Origin of the sequence: Pyxidicoccus caerfyrddinensis (assembly GCF_010894405.1) — a bacterium.
In the GTDB taxonomy this organism is placed as follows: Bacteria; Myxococcota; Myxococcia; order Myxococcales; family Myxococcaceae; genus Myxococcus; species Myxococcus caerfyrddinensis.
The window spans coordinates 341,920-361,085 of record NZ_JAAIYA010000003.1 but is presented as its reverse complement, the minus strand read 5'-3'; the positions used below and the strand labels follow the sequence as shown (position 1 = coordinate 361,085).

Below are 19,166 nucleotides of genomic sequence, written 5' to 3'. Positions count from 1 at the left end.
GCACACCTTCTGCCCGTGAATCGGACGATGGCGTGGGTGGCGGCGGTGGCGGTGGCGGGGTGCGGCGGCAGCAGCACGCTGGATGTCGACTCGACAACGCCCGTGGGAGTGGAGGACGACCGCCCCGAGACGGATGACGTTCCGGGCGTCGGGGACGATGGCCCCGACCCGGGGGACGCAGACGACAGCGGTGACGAGGGCTCCGGCGGTAGCGACAACAGTGGCTCCGGGGATGGCAACGTCGAGGCCGCCGCGCCGCGCTGCGCCGACCTGTCGGCCCAGGGGCTGCTCTGCCACGACAGCTGGTGCTGGGAGCTGGAAGGTCAGCAGGGGAACAGTCTGTCCGCGTCTGCCTCGTCCGGCACCGAGGTCTGGGCAGTGGGCGCGGTGGGGACCCTCCTCCACTGGGACGGCACGCGCTGGTCCCGGGAGGAGTCCGGCACCCGTGTGGCACTGACCGACGTGGACGAGGCAGGCGGCGAGGTCTGGGCAGTGGGCGGCGGAGGCGTGATTCTGCGCCGCACGGCTGGCCGCTGGAGTGCGGTGACGGGCCCGGACTCGGGCTTGGGCTCGGGAGACATCTCCCAGGTCGAGGTCAGCGCGCCCGGGAACGTGTGGATTGCCACCGCCGGGGGCGTCGCCCGCCATCACGAGGGCACCTGGTCGTGGATGGTGCGCGGCGAGGGCCGCTACGACGTCTGGTCCTCGGGGCCCGACGACGTCTGGATTCTCGGCGAGAAGACGGGCCACCACTGGGACGGCGCGGCCCTGCGCGAGGTGGAAGCGCCTTTCGTCGGCGGCAGGCTCGGCGGCTCGGAGCGCGGCAGGCCCTACGTCGCCGTGGCCAACGCGCTGTACCAGTGGAACGGCAGCGCCTTCGAGGAGCGCTTCGCCATCGCCAACGACAGCTTCTCCATCGACTTCCTGGCGCAGCGCGGCGGGGACCTCTGGGTGTTCGCCAGCCGTGGCGGCGTGGGCACCGGAGTCGACGAAGGCAGGATGCTGCTGCGCTGGGACGGGAAGGAGGCTCGCGTGGCCTGGAGCGAGATGTTCCTCACCACCTCGCTCCATGCGGCGGGAATGCCGAGGAGCCTCGCCCTGCTCGACGGCGGCGGTGCCTTCCTGCTGGGTGACGCCGGACGCACGCTCCACTGGGATGGCGCCTCCTGGTCCGCGCCTCCGCGAATCCCGGGCACGGTCGCCGAGCTGCTGCCCCTCGACACGGGTGAGCTCTGGGCCTTGACGTGGAGCCGTGGCCCGAGCCTCGGCGGCCTGCGCTGGGACGGCACGGCCTGGCGGCAGGTGGCAGTGGGCGGCTTCGACTCCGGCCGCCTCACGGGGACGGCACCCGATGACGTCTGGGTGCTCTCCGGCCGCCCCCAGCACTGGGATGGAAGCGCGTGGACCGGGTACGACGCCGGCTTCTTCACCGACCTCCGCTCGGTTTCGCGGGACGACGTGTGGGCGGTCGGCCTGGGCGGACGCGCGGCCCGCTGGCGGGGCACCGGCTGGAGCGAGGTCTCCACCGGAACCACCGGCGACCTCCAGGTGCTCTGGTCGAGCGGCACCGACGATGTCTGGGCGGGCGGTGCCACGCTCATCCACTGGGATGGCGCGGCGTGGGCTCCGGCGCCCGGACTCGACGCGGCGGAGGACCTGCGCATCACGAGCCTCTCCGGCTCCGGCTCCGGCCCCGCTGACGTCTGGGCGGCGGGGGCTCGCCTCCACCACTGGGACGGCGCGGCCTGGAAGGACGTGGCAGCGCCACCGGGACGCGAGCGGTGCTGGAAGGTGTGGAGCGCCAGCCCGGACGCGACCTATCTGACCTGCGGCACCGCGTTCTTCCACCGCGTGGGGGATGGCTGGCGGGAGCTGCCGTTCCAGTCCGCGCCGGACACCTTCGCGGGCACGGCGGCTCGGGGGTATGCCGCGAGCGGCGATGCGGTCCTCCGATTCTGCCGGGAGTAGCGGCAGGCCCCTCCGTCAGAAGTGGCCGCCCAGTCCGAAGACGGCCCTGTCGTTGACGAACCCCACCGTGGGCGCGAGCCCCAGCGGCAGGCCCTGCGGCGCGCCCTGCGTCAGCTTGCGGCGCGCGTCGCGGAGGGCCGTGCGCGACCGGGAAGCCTTCACGGCCTCTTCCGCGATGCAGTCCTCGTCCTCCTCGGAGCACTCCTCGGAACAGCCCTCCTCCGATTCGGCGCACGCCGCCGCGTAGAGGTAGCCCAGGCCGAGTAGCGCACCCACGACCGTTCCGCCCAGCAGGGCCCCTGAGCAGTCGGAGCCATCACCTCCGTACGCGCTTTCGAGGGCACACCAGGTGACGCCGCCGAGGAACCCGACTCCGGTGAGCACCAGGGGCACCACCCACAGATGCGTGGGGATGACCTCGTCCGACGTGGTGACGGTGACGCCGGAATGGGAAAGCGCACGGATGCGGTCTCCTCCCGCCTGGCCGCGGGCCCACGGCGACTGCCTGTCCAGCAGGCGCGCGGACCGCGAGGCCCCGGAGAAATCGAACGCGCGGCCCTCCGCCCGGACGATGCCCGGAGCCAGCAACGACAGCCAGAGCAAGGTGAACGCGACGGCACGCCTCTTCATGCGACAGCTCCTCCACGGCGGACCCGGCCCGCCACCGCGAGAGGGAAGAGCAAGCCGCGTGCCCTCCGCGCTCCGAGTGCAACCCACGAGCGCCACGCGTGAGTCGTGCACCGCGCTGCACAGGTGGGGACAGCCCCCCGGCATGGGTGTCGCATTCTCGCGCCACTGGATTGCATCTACGCCCGGAGAGGAGTCCTCGCCGCCAGGCACACGCCTTCATGGGCTGTTCAGTTTTACCTGTATTTCGTGAATACTGAGTCTCGCCGCACCCCCACATCCGCAGGAGAACCTCATGTCCATCCAGCGTGTCGTGAAGCACCTTCAGTTCGGCGCCGTGCTCATATCGGCGGCAGCCATGCTCGGTGCCTGTGGCGAACCCCTCGCCGGTGAAGAGGCCGAGCAGGAGGCGGCCGGCACGGGCGACACCGTCACCGCCTTCGACATCATTCCCCCGACGGCGACGATGAACTGCTCAAGGGTGGGGACTGACGTCTCGTGCTCCGGCAGCGGCGCCAACGGAGTGACGCCGTACACGTACCAGTGGCAGGTGGTGGATGACTTCGGGGGCGGCTCGACGAGCCCCTACTGGTACAACGGCACCACCTCGTACAACGACTACTGCAAGGTCGGCTTCTTCACGTACGGGAGGTACTGGACGAAGTACATCCGGTTCCGCATCCTCGACGCCAACACCTATGTGTCGAACGAGGTGACGCAGACCTACAGGTGCTGGACCCCGAACAGCTAGCACGTCGCACGGAGGCTCCGGGCGTGAAGCACGCCACGCCCGGAGTCGTCGCTCCGCCATACGTCGTCCCTCTTCCCTGCCCGGACGCTGTCCCCACGTGCAGCCCCGCCGGGACGTACCGCGTGGACACGCGGGTCTACACGGCCGACGGGTCGCAGACGCTGCGCTACCGGAACGACACGACCTTCACCGCGAACCGAGGCGTGTCTCCGTGTCTCCCTCCGTGAGGAGGCAGACGCACCGCGTGTGCCATGGCGGCGCCATCGCGTCCTTCGTGCGTGACGCCGCGCCAGACGCACAGCAGAGTGCGCCGCCATGTCCTGGCGAGTGTGGAGGGTGGGAGTTGCTGCCGCGCTGTCCCTGTTGCTGTCGGCGTGCGCCTCCGTGCGAGGCAGGCCCGCGGACGGGCCGGTGGACGAGGCCGAGGCGTACCTGCGTGCCTGGGCCGCCAATGATGTAGCCGCCATGAAGCGCGCGGTGGCCGGGCCGCCGGCGAGCTTCGAGGAGCAACACCAGCGCTTCCGCGACGGGCTGCGCATCGTCTCCTCGCGCTTCGAGCTCGGCCGCGTCGAGCGCGACGGGGAGCAGGCGAGGGCCACCTTCCGCGCCGTCCACGTGCTGCGCGGGCTCGGTGAGTGGGAGCTTGAAAGCACGCTGCCCTTCGTGCGCCGCGAGGGGCGCTGGTTCGTGCGCTGGACTCCCGCCGTGCTCCACCCGGAAGCACGCGAGGGCGACCGTTACTCACGCACCCGAACGTGGCTGGAGCGCGCGGAGCTGCTGGACGCATACGGCGAGCCGCTCACCCACGTGGGCGAGGTCATCACCATCGGCGTGGACCCGACACGCGTGCGCAGCCGCGCCGACGTCACCTCCGCGCTCCAGGTGCAGCTCGAGGTGGACCCGGCGCGCGTGGAGAAGGCCCTGAACGCCACGGGCGCGACGGCCGCGAACTTCGTGCCCATCATCGACGTGCGCCCCGAGCGCTACCAACTCGTGCGCCCCGCGCTGGCGCCCGTGCCCGGCATCTTCTTCCGCAAGAAGACGGCCCGGCTGTCTCCCTCGGAGGGCTTCGCCTCGCACACCCTTGGCCGCGTGGGCGAGGTGACGGCCGAGCTGCTCGCGCAACTGGGCCCGCTGTACCAGCCCGGGGACATCGTGGGCCTGTCCGGGCTGGAGCGGGCCTTCGAGCCGCAGCTCGCGGGAACGCCCTCGGGAGAGGTGGTCCTCACGCGCCCGTCGGGAGAGGCACAGGTCGTCTTCCGCTTCGAGGGAAAGCAGGGCACGCCGCTGACCACCACGCTGCGCCCCGCGCTGCAGATGGCCGCGGAGGCAGCGCTCGAAGGCGTGACGCAGCCGGCGGCGCTCGTCGCGGTGGACAGTGAGTCGGGCGCAGTCCTGGCCATCGCGAGCCGTCCGCTCTCGCAGCCGCTGCACCGGGCACTCACGGGTCGCTACCCGCCGGGGTCCACCTTCAAGGTCGTCACCACGGAGGCGCTGCTCGCGCGGGGCATGGGCGTGGATGCGCCAGCGCCCTGCCCTCCCACGGTGGCGGTGAAGGGGAAGTCCTTCCGCAACTTCGAGGATGAGGCGCTCGGTGCCATCACGCTGCGTGGAGCCTTCGCGCACTCGTGCAACACCGCCTTCGTGCTGCTGTCCGCGAACCTCGGCGGTGAGGCGCTCGGCGAGGCGGCCCGCCGCTTCGGCTTCGACGTGGAGTACCACCCGGGGCTTCCCTCCTCCGGCGGCACATTCCCCGCGCCCCGCAACGCCGTCGAGCTGGCGGCCTCCTCCATCGGCCAGGGGCGCGTGCTGGCCACGCCGCTGCACCTGGCCTCCGTCGCCGCGGCGGCCGAGTCGGGCCGATGGCGTGCGCCCTACCTCGTCACGGACCTCGACGACGGGCCGAGCGCCTCGCTGGCGGACGGAACCCGGGGAGCGCTGCATCTGTTGATGCGGGCCGTCGTCACCGAGGGCACCGGCAGGGCGGCGGCGGGAGTACCGGAGCTCGCGGGCAAGACGGGCACCGCGGAGTTCGGCACCGTCCCCCCGCTCCCGACGCACGCGTGGTTCATCGGCTTCCGCAACGGCATCGCCTTCGCCGTCCTGGTGGAGGGCGGAGGCGTGGGCGGCCGGGTCGCCGCCCCCATCGCCGCGAGGTTCGCGTCGGCCCTGTGAGCGTGACGCCACCTGCCCCTGTCGGCCCGGGATGCGGCGGAATGAGCGTTCCTTCCAGCCACCCGGCGTCCGGCGAGCCTACCGAGCGAAATGAACGTTCCTTCCAGGAAGCCGCCGTCGGCACTCCCAGCTCGGCGGAATGAACGTTCCTTCCGGCCACCCAGCGTCGGCATGGCTCTCCGGCGGAATGAACGTTCCTTCCGGCCACCCAGCGTCGGCATGGCTCTCCGGCGGAATGAGTGTTCCTTCCAGCCACCCAGCGTCGGCATGGCTCTCCGGCGGAATGAGCGTTCCTTCCGGCCACCCGGCTCCTGGGGCGACCCACCCGGCGGAATGAACGTTCCTTCCGGCCACCTGCCTTCCGGGGCGGCCTGTCCGGCGGAATGAACGTTCCTTCCGGCCACTCGCCGACCGGGAGGCCCGCCTGGAGTGGCCCGCCGGCCGGCATTGCGTTCCCGACCGAAGTGGAGAGGATGCCCGCATGTCTCCGTCCTCCCCCGCCGAAGCGCCCCGCGCCTGGAACGTCATCGAGCCTCTCGAGAAATCCCCGGGCTCCTGGCAGATGGCGCTCGACGAGGCGCTGCTCGATGACGCCTGCGCGCGGGCGGACTTCGTCCCCACCCTGCGCCTCTACGTCTTCACGCCGGGCTGCCTCAGCCTCGGGCGCACGCAGTCCTATGAGAGCGTCGATGCCGCCGCCGCGAAGGAGCAGGGACTCGAGCTGGTACGCCGGGTGACAGGCGGCTCGGGCGTACTGCACCACGGAGAGCTGACGTACAGCTTCATCGCCCGCGTGGGCGCGCCGTTCACCGACAGCATCGAGCAGAACTACACCCTGCTGTCAGAAGCCATCGCCGCGGGCCTCGCGAGCCGCTTCGCCGTCCGCGCCGACCTGGAGCCCGCGCGGCCCGAGCGCAATCTGGCCAGCGGCGCGTGCTTCCTCACCCCTGCCCTCAAGGAGCTGAAGGTGAACGGGCGCAAGCTCGTGGGCAGTGCCCAGCGCCGGCAGCGCGGGGCCTTCATGCAGCACGGCGCGCTGCCGCTCGTGACGGACTACGCGCTGCACGCACGCCTCTTCGGCCTGGAGCCGGAGCGACTGCGCGGGGCGATGATGGACCTGAAGGAAGCAGCCGGCCGCGAGGTGAGCCACGCCGAAGCCGCGGAGGCCCTCAAGCAGGGCTTCACCGAGAGCCTCGGTGCAAGCTGGACCTCCATCTCGATTGCGCCGTACGTGCGCGCCCGCGCGGAGGCGCTCGTCGCGGAGCGCTACGGCCGAGAGGACTGGACGCACGACGCCGTCTGAGGTCCGCCGAGACCTCCTGGGGCAGGAAAGACGAAGCACGCCCCACAACCCGGTTCCACCCTACGCTCCGTAACAGACATGACACGGCGCACGGCGCAGGTCGCGCCGTCGGACGGGTCTGCGAAGGAGCGTCGAGATGCGGTTGCTCTCCCGGTGTGGTCTCCGTGCATCCCTGGTGTGGCTCGTGCTGGCGAGCACGGCCTGCGGTTCAGGCGACGAGAAGGAGCCACCCATTCCCGACTCGGGGACGCCTTCCGCCCTGGACCCCGCGCCCACGCGCACCAAGCCCGGCGAGTACACCTGCGCGGGCTGCCCGGACACGGACATCAGCTCCTTCGAGTACAACGCGGGCAACGTGACGCAGGACACGTTCGACGGCACGGTGAGCAACGCCGTGGGCAACGGCACCTTCTACGTGGCGGGCGAGGACGGCCAGGAGCTGGCCGGCCCCATCGCCACCGACCCGGACACCGGAGACTTCAGCTTCACCGCGCCCCTCTTCTGCGGCGAGCAGCTGGTGAAGTGCGTCTGGTCCAACGCGGCGGGCAGCTACGTGCTCGTCACCCGCGTCGTCACCACGGACTGCATCACCCCCGACATCCGCGCGACGCTGTCCTGGGACGCCCAGGGCAGCGACTGGGAGCTGCACCTCATCAAGCCGGGCGGGCACATCAACGACGACGCCACGGACTGCACGTGGACCTCGTGCGTGGGGAGCCGGCCGGACTGGGGCGTGCAAGGCGACCTGGCCGATGACCCGAAGAAGGACGTGGACGACACCGGCGACTTCGGCCCGGAGAACATCCTCCTCGCCCGGCCGGAGAACGGCACCTACCACGTCATGGTCGAGCACTGGGGCGCCGGCAGCCCGGAGTCCGACGGGCGCCTCGTCCTCAACGTGGCCGGACAGGTGACGGTCATCGACATCCAGGACCTGCCTCCCAGGTCCGTGTGGAAGGCCGCGACCATCACCTGGCCGGGCGGCGCGGTGACTCCGTCCACGGAGAAGTACGACTGCTCCGGCAGCTGGAGCAGCGGCTGTACGGCGGCACTGCCGTAGCACGGCCGCGCCCGCTCTCACTGACCGGCTAGGATGGGGACTCCCCAGAGGAGCCGGTCATGTCTGAGAGCAACTTCGCGGCCATGCGAGCGGGCGCCGCGGCCAGCAACCACTTCGCCTCCGCCCTCCATGCCCGGGTGGGCGCGAAGCCAGCGAACACGTTCTACTCACCTGCCAGCCTCTCCCTCGCACTTGCAATGACGGCGCTGGGCGCGCGCGGGGAGACGCAGGCGCAGCTGGAGCGGGTGCTCGGGCTCGACGCCGTGCGAGAGACGACCTTCCAGAAGGCGTACGCGGCGCTGGGTGGCCACCTCGCCGCCGCCAACAAGAGCGGGAACGTGGAGCTGCGAACCGCGAACCGCCTCTGGGGACAGCGCGGGTTCGGTTTCCTCCCCTCCTTCCTGGGCGCGACGAACAGCCACTACGGCGCCTCGTTGGAGGAGGTGGACTTCCAGCAGGACACCGAGGCCGCGCGCCAGCACATCAACCGCTGGGTCGCGAAGGAGACGCGGGAGAAGATTCGCGAGCTCATCAGGAAGGACGTGCTGGATGGCCTCACGCGGCTGGTGCTCACCAACGCCATCTACTTCCAGGGCCAATGGCAGGACCCGTTCAACGCCGACTACACCCAGGACGGCGTGCCCTTCCACGTCTCGTCCCGCAGGACGGCGAAGGTCTCGATGATGCAGCAGACGGAGCGGTTCCGTCATGGCGAGGACGCGCTCGCGCAGTGGCTGGAGCTCCCCTACAAGGGCGGAGAGGTGGCCATGCTCATCGCCCTGCCGAAGCGCATGGACGACCTGGCCCGGCTCGAGGCGTCACTGGACGCGCAGGTGCTGGACAAGCGGGCCTCCCAGCTGAACAGCGGGAAGGTGGCGCTGAGGCTGCCGAAGTTCAAGCTGTCGACGGCGTTCCAGCTGAACGACGCGCTCTCCGGCCTGGGGATGCCGCTGGCGTTCAACCCGTCCCTCGCGGACTTCTCGGGCATGACGACGAAGGAGCCGCTGAACCTCTCGGCGGTGCTGCACCAGGCGGAGCTCAACGTGAACGAGCAGGGCACCGAAGCGGCGGCAGCCACGGCGGTGGTCATGGCGGCCCGGTCGGCCATCATGCAGATAACGCCCTTTCACGCGGACCACCCGTTCCTGTTCTTCATCCGCGACACGTGGAGCGGCGCGGTGCTGTTCCAGGGGAAGCTGGTCGACCCCGAGGCGTAGTCCCTCAGTCGCCGTCCTCCTCGCCGGCGGCGAGCCCGTACTTGCGCAGCTTGTCGTGCAGCGTCGCGCGGCTGATGTCGAGCAGCCGCGCCGCCTCGCTCCGGTTGCCCTTCGCCCCTTCGAGCGCCGCCACGATGAGTCCCCGCTCGTAGGCGCCCACGCGCTCCTTGAGCCCCGCCCGCACCGCCGGCTCCGCGCTGCCCGGTGTGCCTCCGGGCAGGAGCGACAGGTCGAGCGTGCCGTCCAGTGAGAGGGCCACGGCGCTCTCCAGCGCGTTCTCCAGCTCGCGCACGTTGCCGGGCCACGGGTGGGCGGTGAGCCTCGCCAGCAGCTCCGGGGTGACGGCCACGGGTGCGGTGCCGAAGCGCTCGGCGAAGCGGCCCAGGAAGTGACGCGCCAGCACGGGGATGTCCTCCGGCCGCTGCCGCAGCGGTGGCACGTGCAGGTGCACCACCTTGAGGCGGTAGTAGAGGTCCTCGCGGAACAGTCCGGACGCCACCCGCTGCGCGAGGTCCCTGTGCGTCGCGGCGACGATGCGCACGTCGATGCGGTACGCCCGGTCCTCGCCCACGGGGCGGACTTCGCCCTCCTGGAGGACGCGCAGCAGCTTCGCCTGCGTGGCCGCGTCCAGCTCGCCAATCTCGTCCAGGAACAGCGTGCCGCCGTCCGCCTCGCGGAACAGGCCGTTGCGCGCGCGCACCGCGCCGGTGAAGGCGCCCCGGGTGTGGCCGAACAGCTCCGCCTCGGCCAGCTCAGGAGTGAGCGCCGCGCAGTTGAACCGCACGAAGGGCTTCTCCGCGCGCGACGACGCCCGCACCAGCGCCTCCGTCACGCGCTCCTTGCCGGTGCCGCTCTCTCCGGTGAGCAGCACCGTCACGTCACGCGGAGCCACGCGCTGGATGAGCAGCGCGAGCCGCGACATCGCCTGCGAGGCGAACACCATCGACTTGAGCAGGTTGACTTCACCCTGCAGTCGCTCGTTCTCCGCCTCCAGCCGCACCAGGCCCACCGCGCGGCGCACCACCGCCAGCACCTCGTCCACGACGAAGGGCTTGCGGAAGTAGTCCAGCGCGCCGAGCTTCATCGCCTCCACCGCGTGCCGCTCCGAGCCGTGCGCGGTGACGAGGATGACCTTCGGCACCGGGACGAGCGAGCGCGACTGGCGCAGCAACTCCAGCCCGTCCATGCGCGGCATGCGCAGGTCGGACACGACGAGGTCCACGCCGCCGCGCTTCAGGCGCTCCAGGCCGGCCTCGCCGTCCGCGGCCTCCTCTACTTCGAGACCCGCGTCCTCGAACATGCCGCGCAGCGTGTAGCGGACCCCATCGTCGTCATCGACCACCAACACCCGCGCCGTCATGCCGCCTCTCCTTCCACCGAGGACGCGGGCCGCCGCGTGGGGAGCGTCAGCGCCGCCACGCACCCGCCGCCCTCGCGGTCCTCCAGCGTCAGCTCACCGCCGTGTTGCCGCACCAGCCCGCGCGCCAGCGCCAGACCCAGGCCGGAGCCCCGCTCCTTGGTGGTGACGCCCGGCTCGAAGAGGCGCGCACGCACCGACTCTGGCAGTCCCGCCCCCCGGTCCCTCACCTCCACCCGCGCCTCCCTTCCTCCGAGCAGCACCAGCTCCACGGTGGCACCCACCGGGCTCGCATCGAGCGCGTTCTGCACGAGGTTGATGAGCACCTGCTTCACCTTGCGCGTATCACACCACGCGTGGACGGCCTGCTCCTCCACGACGGTCAGCGTCACCTCATGCTCCCGGGCCAGCCCTTCATGGAGCGCCACCACCGAGTCACACAGGTGCCGCAGCGGCTGCTCCTCCTGATGCAGCGGGAGCAGCGGCCGGGAGAAGTTGAGGAAGCCCTCCAGGATTTCCTCCATCCGCCCGACCTCGCGCTGGAGCACCGCGAGCCGCTCGGCGGGCTTGCCCTCCAAGTCCCTTCCAATCAGCGTCGCCAGCCCCTTCACGCTCGCCAGTGGGTTCTTCAATTCGTGCGCAATCTCCCCGGACAGCGCGGTGAGCGTGGCGGCGTGCTCGGTGTGGCTCTGCAGGGCCTCGTCGCGCGCATCCAGCGCCTTCTGCACCGCGCTCAGGAACACCACCTGGAAGCGATTGGCGCCGAAGACGCTCCACATCAAGAAGAGGGAGAACGCGGCGGCCTGCGCATACACCAGGGACTTCGACTGCGGCACCAGCGCATCCCCGCCGAAGACACCGGGGATGTAGCCCGGAACGAGGCCGTGGGTCGCCACCCAGGCAAGCCCCCAGACGAGCGACAGCACGCCCCAGACGAAGGGAGGCGTGGCCTGCTTCGGGATGATGCTGCCGATGAACAGGCAGAAGACGATGAGCAGCGGCAGCGCCGGGCTCAGGATGCCGCCCGTCGAGACGATGACGCCGCAGGAGAGGAGCAGGAACACGCCCAGCGCCCCGTACGTGCGCCGCTGGGTGATGCCCGGGAACTGCATGGGCTGCCACTTCCTCCAGTAGTCGCTCACCATGACGTCCGGCCGCAGCACCCAGGGGTGCTGCTCGCGCAGGTGCTGGACCACGCGCTCGGTCAGCATCCGCCGCCTCCGGTGGGGCGCCCCCCCCGTCACGAGCACCGTCACGGAGAAGCTGAAGAGCGCCAGCCCGAGCCCGCCGGCGATGCCTCCCAGGATGAGCTTGCGCCACAGCACCATGCCGCTGTTCACGACGAAGCCGAGCGCCACGAACAACCCCAGGGCGAAGGCCAGGCGCGAGAGCCCCATCTTCAGGAGCCCCCGGGGGGTGATGAGCTGCTGGATGTCGGGGGGCAGCGCCAGTTCTGCGTCGGATGAGGGGTTCGTACTCAAGGCCATCCTCCGGGGACCCATGGTGCACGTCCCGGGCCTCACCGGCCAGGGCCGCGAGCCAAGAGGGAAGAGGCCCTCGCTCCCCAGCCACCTGTCAGGAAATCCGGCACCCCTCCGCCGGCTCTCCTGACACCTCGGCGGGCCATCCGCGCCTCGGCTCCAGCGAGAAGGGCCCTGGCATGCGCCGTGCTCAAGGGCCGCTCCGCCGAATCGCCAGCCGGAGCCGCCCCGCCCATGTGGACCCTTTTCACCGTCGCCTGCAGGAACGTCCTGCGCAACCGCCGCCGCACCGCGCTCACCCTCGCGGCACTCGTGGTGGGCGTGGGCATCACCGTCATCGTCCACGGCTTCGTCAACGGGATGAAGCGCGGCATCGTGGTGCAGTTCGTCACCGCCGCCACGGGCGCGGTGCAGGTGCACCACGCCGGCTACGTGAAGAACGTCCTCTCCACGCCGCTCTCGCTGGACGTGCCCGCCGACGACGCCTTCCTCTCCCGCGTGAGTCACGTGGAGGGCGTCACCGCCGTGGCCCCCCGGCTCCAGTTCTCCGGCACGATGAGCGTGGGCGACGAGAGCCTCTTCTTCACGGCCCTGGGGCTGGACCCCGAGCGTGAGCAGGCGGTGTGCCCCCGGCGGGCGCTCACCCGGCTGCCAGGCTCCACCTTCAAGGAGGACGCGGACCTGCTGCTCGCGGAGTCGCTGTCGTCTGCGGTGGGCCTGCACCCGGGCACCGAGGCCGTGCTGCTCGCGGCGGACCGCGACGGCGCACTCAACGCGGAGGCCGCGAAGATGAGCGGCACGCTGCTGGCGCTCGGCCCCGGTGAGGCGCGCTTCGGCCAGGTGTCGCTCGCGATGGCGCAGCGCCTGCTCCGCATGGAGGGCCGCGCCACGGAGCTGGCCGTGTCGGTGAAGGACCTGGACCGTGCCCCCGAGGTGGCCGGCCGCCTGCGCGCCGAGCTGGGCCCCGAGTACGAGGTGCACACGTGGGACGAGGTGGCCCCGGTGGCGAAGGACGCCATGGAGCGCATGGGCAACCTGTCCTCCACGGTGACGACGGTGTTCCTGGTGCTGATGCTGCTGGGTGTGGCCAACACCTCGCTGATGACGGTGCTGGAGCGCACCCGCGAGATTGGCACCATGATGGCCGTGGGCGTGCGCCGCTCGTGGATTGCGGCCCTCTTCCTCGCCGAGGCGGCGGTGATGGGCCTCCTCGGTGCAGCCGGTGGCGCGCTCGTTGGAATGGCCGTCGTCGCGCACCTGGGGCGCAAGGGCCTCTCCTTCGTCCCCATGGGCGCCAAGGGCGTCATCCCCATCGAGGTGCACCCCGCGATGCCGCCCGGGGAGCTGGCCCTGCTCGTCGCGGTGGCCGTCGTGGGCGCGGCCCTCTTCTCGCTCTACCCCGCCTGGCGCGCCAGCCGCCTGCGTCCCGTGCAGGCCCTCGCCGGCAACTGAAGGCCCTCTTCTTCCGCGCCCCACCGGAGCTCCAAGCCATGTCACCCCTGCTGACGCTCGCCGTTCGCAACCTCACCCGCAGCAAGGCCCGGAACGCCATCACCACCGGCGCCATCCTCTTCGGCGTCGCCGTGAGCCTGTTCCTCGGCGCCCGCATCAAGGGCATGCAGAACGCCGCCGTCGACGACGTCGTCGAGGCGCGCGTGGGCGCCATCCAGGTCCACCGCCGCGGCTACTTCGACCTGAAGGAGAACCAGCCGCTGAAGCTGGACCTGCCGCGGGACACCGCGCTGGAGGCGAAGCTGCGCGCCGTGCCCGGCGTGCGCGAGGTGATGCCGCGCATCGCCTTCTCCGGGCAGGTGTCGAACGGCTCGCGCGCCACGCTCGTGGTCGGCCAGGGCGTGGACCCCGCGCGCGAGCTGGACGTGCTGCCGCTGGCCCACCGCGAGGTGCACGGCCGCCCCGTGAGCGCGGACGCGCCCCAGGGCGCGGTGATGGGCCAGGAGCTGGCCAGCGCGCTGGAGCTGAAGCCCGGAGCGTCCCTGGTGCTCCAGGCCACCACGCAGAAGAACAAGGAGAACGCGCTCGATTTGGACCTCGTCGGCACCGTCATCAGCCTCAACCCGCAGGAGTCCAAGCGCACGCTGTCCCTGCCCCTCGCCGAAGCGCAGCGGCTGCTGCGCATGGACGGACGCGTCACCGAGTACGTGGTGGCGGTGGAGGACCGCGACGAGGTGGACGCGGTGGCGGCGCGGCTGCGGGCGGCGCTGGGGGACACATACGAGGTGCACACCTGGGCGGATCTGCGCCCGGGAGTCGTGGACCGCATCCGCACCCAGCAGGTCATGCTCACCATCATCGTCGGGGTGTGCATCATCCTGGCCGTCTTCGGCGTGGCCAACGCCATGTGGATGAGCGTGAAGGAGCGCACCCGCGAGATTGGCACCATGCTGGCCGTGGGCATCCGCCGCTGGCAGGTGGGCGGGCTGTTCCTCCTGGAGGCCGCGCTCCAGGCGCTGCTCGGGGGAGTGCTCGGCGCGGGCCTCGTCTTCGCGCAGGTGGCCGTGTCCGCCGCACGGGGCGGCTTCCAGATGGCCATGCCCGGCGGCACCGCCCCGTACACCATCATCCCCGCCCTCACGCCGCGGCTGCTGGCGGCGGTGCTGCTCACCTCCACGCTCGGCGCCGTCGTGGCCGCCGTGTTCCCCGCGCTGCGCGCCGCGCGCCTGCACCCCGTCGAGGCGCTGCGCTCGCTGTGAGCGCGGCCCTCCTTCGCCTGGAGACCTCCATGAAGTCACTCGCACTCCTGCTGTGTCTGTCGTTGCTTCCCCTCGCCGCCTCCGCCGCGTCACCGTCCCCGGAGGAGCTGCTCCGCCAGTACGACGCCGTCATGGGGCCCGCGAGCTTCGAGGCCGTCATGGTGATGACGGCGCACCGCGAAGACGGCAGCACGCGGACGTACCGGATGAAGGTGATGAAGTCCGGCACGGACCGCTTCCGCGCCTGGTTCCAGGAGCCGGCCGCCTCGCGCGGACAGGAGATGCTCCGCGTGGGGGACAACTCCTGGGTCTACATGCCGAACCTCAAGCGGGCGCTGCGCATCGCCAACCGCGACTCGTTCCAGGGCGGTGACTTCAACAACGCGGACGTGCTGCGCACCAACTACACGCGGGACTACGAAGCGAAGCTGCTCGCCGAGGAAGAGCAGGCGTGGGTGCTGGAGCTGCACGCGAAGACGGAGGACGCCGCGTATGACCGCATCAAGCTCTGGCTGAGCAAGGCGGACGGCGTCCCGCTGAAGGGCGAGTACTACACGGTCAGCGGCAAGCTGCTGCGCACCGCCGAGTTCACCGAGGTGCGCGACTTCGGCGGACTGCGCCGCCCGGCCCGCGTGCTCATGCGCAACATGATTGTCACCCAGCGCTTCAGCGAGCTGACCTTCGACCGCTTCGAGCTGCGCGACGCGCTGCCGAACGGGCGCTTCGTCCTCGACGACCTGGGCCGCTGAAACCCCTTCCGAGTGCGCGCCATGATGCCCCTGCTCCCTTCGCTGCTCACCGCCGCCTTCCTCGCGCAGGCTCCCGTCGAGGACGCGCCCGCGGCCGAGTCGTCTCACTCGCTCGAGGTGACGACGACGGGCTACCTCGACAGCCGCTTCACCTACGCGCGCATCCTCTCCGAGCGCATGTTGCCCGGCGAGGGCCAGCCCGCGCTGACGAACCTCACCGAGGGCAACCTCCAGCTCAAGCTGCGCTTCACCCCCGAAGCCTTCCTGAACACGGACGTGTCCCTCTTCTGGCAGCGCGCCGGCCTCGTCGAAGGCGTGGAGCGGGACCTGCCCGAGTACCGCCCCTCCATCGTGGTGAGCGAGCTGTATGGCGACTGGGCGCTGACGCCGCACCTGAGCCTTACCGTGGGCAAGAAGCGCGTGGTGTGGGGCGCGGGGCTGGCGCAGAACCCGACGGACTTCCTCAACCCGCCCAAGGACCCCACCGACCCGGCGGCGCAGCGGGCCGGCGCGTGGCTGGCGCGGGTGGAGCTGCCCTTCGACCGCTTCACCTTCTCGCTCGTGGGCGCGGCCAAGGTGCTGCGGCAGTACGCGGGCCTGCCCACCGCGCTGCTCGTCTACCCGGACCAGCCCACGGCGGAGGCCGAGCAGGGCCTGGTGGCGGACGACCGCGACGACGAGGCCCACTACGCGGTGGCCGCGCGCGCCTACGCGCTGGTGGCGGACACGGACATCAACGTCGTCTACGCCTTCACCCACCTCTACAACGACGCCTTCACGCACAAGCACCGGCTGGGCCTGTCCGTCTCGCACGTCTTCGGCGGGCTGGAGGTCCACGGCGAGGCGCTGCTCCAGACGGGCTCCACGCGGCTGGAGTTGGAGCCCGCATGCACGGGCAGCGCGGAAGCGCTGGCGGACTGCGTGGCGCGGGATGTGGCGCTGGCCTCGCGCCCCCGGCTGCATGACGGACGGCTGCGGCCGCAGGTGCTCCTGGGCGCGCGGTACCTCTTCGAGGACAGCGCGATGCTGTCGGCTGAGTATGCGTTCCACGCGGACGGGTTGGACTCCGCGGGCTTCGCTCGCTACGTGGGAACGATGGCCGCCGCGGGCGAGCTGGCGCGCGCGAATCCGGCGCTGGCCGCGAGCATCGCGGGCGTGCTGGGCGGCTCGGGCGCGGCCTCGGACCCGGGGACGCCGCAGCGGTACAGCTTCGACCCGCTGCGCCGGCACTACCTGTTCGTCAGCTACAGCAAGCCGCAGATTCATGACGACTTCACGGCGGGCGCATCGCTGGTGCTGAGCCTGGGGGACTTCTCCGGGCAGCTCAGCCCATCCCTGAGCTGGTCGGCCCGAGACTGGCTGACGCTCACCGCCGCCGCCTACATCCCACTGCCCGTGCTGAACGGCGTGGAGGTGGGCGGCAGGACGTACGGAGAGCTGGCGCTCTCCTCCACCGACTGGCGCGCGCTGATGAGCGCTCGCGCCTTCTTCTAACGAAGCGAAAGGAACACCATGGCCATCGTCGAGATGCGGGACATCCACAAGAGCTACCAGCTGGGGAAGACCACCGTGGAGGCGCTCCGGGGCGTGGACCTGGACGTGGAGGAGGGCGAGTTCACCGTGGTGATGGGGCCGTCGGGCTCGGGCAAGACGACGCTGCTCAACATCATCGGCTGCCTGGACCAGGCGACGCACGGCTCGTACAAGCTGGAGGGGCGCGAGATTGGCGACCGCGACTTCAACGAGCTCGCCGAGCTGCGCAACCGGAAGATTGGCTTCATCTTCCAGGCGTTCAACCTCATCCCCGTGCTGAACGTGCTGGAGAACATCGAGTTCCCCTGCCTCATCCGCGACGAGCCGCGCTCCACCCTGCGCGCCCGGGCCCTGAGCATCGCGAAGGACGTGGGGCTGTCCCACGTGCTGAAGCACCGCCCCGACGAGCTGTCCGGCGGCCAGCGGCAGCGAGTGGCCATTGCCCGCGCCCTGGTGACGCAGCCGCAAATCGTCCTCGCGGACGAGCCGACTGCGAACCTGGACTCCGTCACGAGCGAGCAGATTCTGGACCTGATGGAGGAGCTCAACCGCACGCACCACGTCACGTTCCTCTTCTCCACACACGACCCTCGCGTGATGAAGCGCGCCCGGCGCGTGGTGCGGCTGGCGGATGGCTTCCGGATGGACGACGTGGAACGCCCTCACGCGCTGGAGCTGGCCGCCTCCGCGCAGTGAGGGTCCGCACCCGGAGCCCGGGGGCCCTGCCGCTTGCCTGGCCGGGCTCGGGCCTCTACGGTGCTCCGACGGAGAGAATGCAACTTGGATACGGAGCGATTCAGGTTCATCGGCGGATGCGTGGCGGGTGCCGCGGACGGACCGCTCTTCGTCGCGGCGGAGGACTTCCACCTGGCGGCCGTCGGCAAGCCCCAGAGCGTGTTCAGCATGTACCTCGACGGGCAGTGGCACCCGTTCGAGACGAGGCCGGACTGGACGACCTTCAGCATGACGGCCGCGCGCCCTCCGGGTGAGTCCACCTGGCTCGTCCTGGCCCTGGGCGAGGGCGGCAAGTTGTGCGAGCTGCGCCCGTGGGCGGAAGGGATGCAGGCGTCGCTGTCGCGCATTCCCAGGCACATCGGGGTGACCCTCCTCGCGACCATCGACAACGCCATCTACGCGTGCGGCCTGGGCCGGGAAGTCCTGCGCCGTGAAGTGGATGGACGGTGGACCGACCTGAGCGCCCCCGTACCGGGTGTCGAGGACGGCGTCGTCCACTTCACCGGCCTCGCGGGCCGCTCCGCGAACGAAGTCTACGCGGTGGGGTGGAAGGGTGAAATCTGGGTCCGCACCGGTGAGGGATGGAGTCGTGAGGACTCGCCGACCCGGGCGCACCTGGGCGCCGTCACCGTCACCGAGGAGGGGCTCGTCTACATCGTCGGCCAGGAGGGAGCGCTGGTCCGTGGACGGCGGGGCCGGTGGGAGGCGCTCGACACGGGCCGGCACGAGGACCTCCGGGACGTGTGCTTCCATCAGGGTGAGGTCTTCGTCCGTACGGACTCCCGCGTGTTCAAGCTCACGGGGGAGAGCCGCCTCTCCGCCCTGGCGGATGACAGCGACGAGCAGGAAGAAGACACCTCCTGCCGCATGCTCCTCTCCGCCGGAGACCTGGGGCTGTGTTCCATCAAGAGCGGAGGTGTGTTCCGCTTGAAGGACAACGGCATCTGGGAGCGCCTCGACTGAAACGGGCGGGCGCGTCCTCCCTGTCGTCCGTGCCCGCAGTGCCTCTGGAGAACGCACCATGCTGAAGCTCGTGTCCCGTCAGGCGCTCCTCGTCGTGGTCAGTGGCTCGCTGTATGCGTGCGGCGCTCCCACGCTGGAGGAAGGCACCGCGCCCGAGTACGGCAGCAGCGAGCAGTCGCTGACGTCCTACCTGACGTTCACCCGCAACATCAGCACGGGCGACACCGTGTTCACGAACACCGTCAGCAGCGGCCCCGCGCCCTACACGTACTACTGGCAGACCACCGAGACCCAGTCCTGGAGCGGCAACGTCTACGTGAGCGGCTGGTACCAGGGTGCCAACATCGAGCACTTCTACTGCCCGCGCGCCCCCATCCGCGGAGAGGAGTACCTCTGGTCGCTCAGGGTGGAGGCCTACGCGGTGGACGCCAACGGCGCCCCCTCCGCCGTGGTGTACAAGACGCTCCCGTGCAGCATCCCCTGGTAGGGAAGCAAGGCGCCCACGCCTCCCCCTTGCGTGGGCACCCCACCGTCAC

General features: G+C 70.8%; 17 protein-coding genes. 14 read left to right on the top strand and 3 right to left on the bottom strand.

Features of this window, described 5'->3' with window-relative positions; all coding sequences use genetic code 11:
• The first annotated feature begins 15 nt into the window (after positions 1-15).
• Positions 16-1,968 (top strand): beta propeller repeat protein, encoded by a 1,953-nt coding sequence (locus tag G4D86_RS08605; RefSeq protein ID WP_205519501.1) that lies wholly within the window; start codon positions 16-18, stop codon positions 1,966-1,968.
• A gap of 15 nt (positions 1,969-1,983) precedes the next feature.
• On the opposite strand, the gene G4D86_RS08600 is transcribed toward G4D86_RS08605, so the two are convergent.
• Positions 1,984-2,598 carry a hypothetical protein gene (locus G4D86_RS08600; RefSeq protein WP_163991451.1) on the bottom strand — a complete coding sequence of 205 codons (615 nt, stop codon included), beginning with the start codon at positions 2,596-2,598 and terminating at the stop codon, positions 1,984-1,986.
• A 292-nt stretch (positions 2,599-2,890) separates the two neighbouring features.
• On the opposite strand from G4D86_RS08600, the gene G4D86_RS08595 reads away from it, so the two are divergent.
• From G4D86_RS08595 to G4D86_RS08570, 6 genes are all read left to right on the top strand, one after another.
• Positions 2,891-3,346 carry a hypothetical protein gene (locus G4D86_RS08595; RefSeq protein ID WP_163991449.1) on the top strand — a complete coding sequence of 152 codons (456 nt, stop codon included), beginning with the start codon at positions 2,891-2,893 and terminating at the stop codon, positions 3,344-3,346.
• A 23-nt stretch (positions 3,347-3,369) separates the two neighbouring features.
• The gene (locus G4D86_RS08590; protein ID WP_163990893.1) at positions 3,370-3,573 is read left to right on the top strand and encodes a hypothetical protein; all 204 of its coding nucleotides are present in this window, start codon (positions 3,370-3,372) and stop codon (positions 3,571-3,573) included.
• Positions 3,574-3,661: 88 nt separating this feature from the next.
• Positions 3,662-5,521: a penicillin-binding transpeptidase domain-containing protein gene (locus tag G4D86_RS08585; RefSeq protein ID WP_163991447.1), complete on the top strand. Its 1,860-nt coding sequence runs from the start codon at positions 3,662-3,664 to the stop codon at positions 5,519-5,521.
• A 481-nt stretch (positions 5,522-6,002) separates the two neighbouring features.
• Entirely contained in the window at positions 6,003-6,824 is an 822-nt protein-coding gene (locus G4D86_RS08580) for a lipoate--protein ligase family protein (RefSeq protein WP_163991445.1), read from the top strand.
• Positions 6,825-6,960: 136 nt separating this feature from the next.
• Complete coding sequence (locus G4D86_RS08575; protein WP_163991443.1) at positions 6,961-7,884, top strand: hypothetical protein; 924 nt, start codon at positions 6,961-6,963, stop codon at positions 7,882-7,884.
• A gap of 59 nt (positions 7,885-7,943) precedes the next feature.
• On the top strand, positions 7,944-9,101 hold the full coding sequence (locus G4D86_RS08570; protein WP_163991441.1) for a serpin family protein: 1,158 nt from the start codon (positions 7,944-7,946) through the stop codon (positions 9,099-9,101).
• Between the two features lie 4 nt (positions 9,102-9,105).
• Here G4D86_RS08570 and G4D86_RS08565 read toward each other — a convergent pair whose 3' ends face one another.
• On the bottom strand, positions 9,106-10,461 hold the full coding sequence (locus G4D86_RS08565) for a sigma-54-dependent transcriptional regulator (RefSeq protein ID WP_163991439.1): 1,356 nt from the start codon (positions 10,459-10,461) through the stop codon (positions 9,106-9,108).
• Positions 10,458-11,939, bottom strand: coding sequence for a sensor histidine kinase (locus G4D86_RS08560; RefSeq protein WP_163991437.1), 1,482 nt, complete (start codon positions 11,937-11,939; stop codon positions 10,458-10,460). The genes G4D86_RS08565 and G4D86_RS08560 overlap by 4 nt, the downstream gene beginning before the upstream one ends.
• Before the next feature lie 234 nt (positions 11,940-12,173).
• Between G4D86_RS08560 and G4D86_RS08555 the strand changes: the two genes are divergently transcribed.
• From G4D86_RS08555 to G4D86_RS08525, 7 genes are all read left to right on the top strand, one after another.
• A complete protein-coding gene (locus tag G4D86_RS08555) occupies positions 12,174-13,391 on the top strand; it encodes an ABC transporter permease (protein WP_163991435.1) in 1,218 nt (405 codons plus the stop codon).
• A 38-nt stretch (positions 13,392-13,429) separates the two neighbouring features.
• Positions 13,430-14,650 (top strand): ABC transporter permease, encoded by a 1,221-nt coding sequence (locus G4D86_RS08550; RefSeq protein ID WP_163991433.1) that lies wholly within the window; start codon positions 13,430-13,432, stop codon positions 14,648-14,650.
• A gap of 29 nt (positions 14,651-14,679) precedes the next feature.
• Entirely contained in the window at positions 14,680-15,399 is a 720-nt protein-coding gene (locus G4D86_RS08545) for an outer membrane lipoprotein-sorting protein (protein ID WP_163991431.1), read from the top strand.
• Between the two features lie 21 nt (positions 15,400-15,420).
• Positions 15,421-16,893, top strand: a complete 1,473-nt coding sequence (locus G4D86_RS08540) for a hypothetical protein (RefSeq protein WP_163991429.1) — start codon at positions 15,421-15,423, stop codon at positions 16,891-16,893.
• Between the two features lie 18 nt (positions 16,894-16,911).
• Entirely contained in the window at positions 16,912-17,628 is a 717-nt protein-coding gene (locus G4D86_RS08535) for an ABC transporter ATP-binding protein (RefSeq protein WP_163991427.1), read from the top strand.
• Between the two features lie 84 nt (positions 17,629-17,712).
• The gene (locus G4D86_RS08530) at positions 17,713-18,630 is read left to right on the top strand and encodes a beta propeller repeat protein (protein ID WP_163991425.1); all 918 of its coding nucleotides are present in this window, start codon (positions 17,713-17,715) and stop codon (positions 18,628-18,630) included.
• 58 nt (positions 18,631-18,688) lie between these two features.
• Positions 18,689-19,117 carry a hypothetical protein gene (locus G4D86_RS08525; protein WP_163991423.1) on the top strand — a complete coding sequence of 143 codons (429 nt, stop codon included), beginning with the start codon at positions 18,689-18,691 and terminating at the stop codon, positions 19,115-19,117.
• Positions 19,118-19,166: the final 49 nt, after the last annotated feature.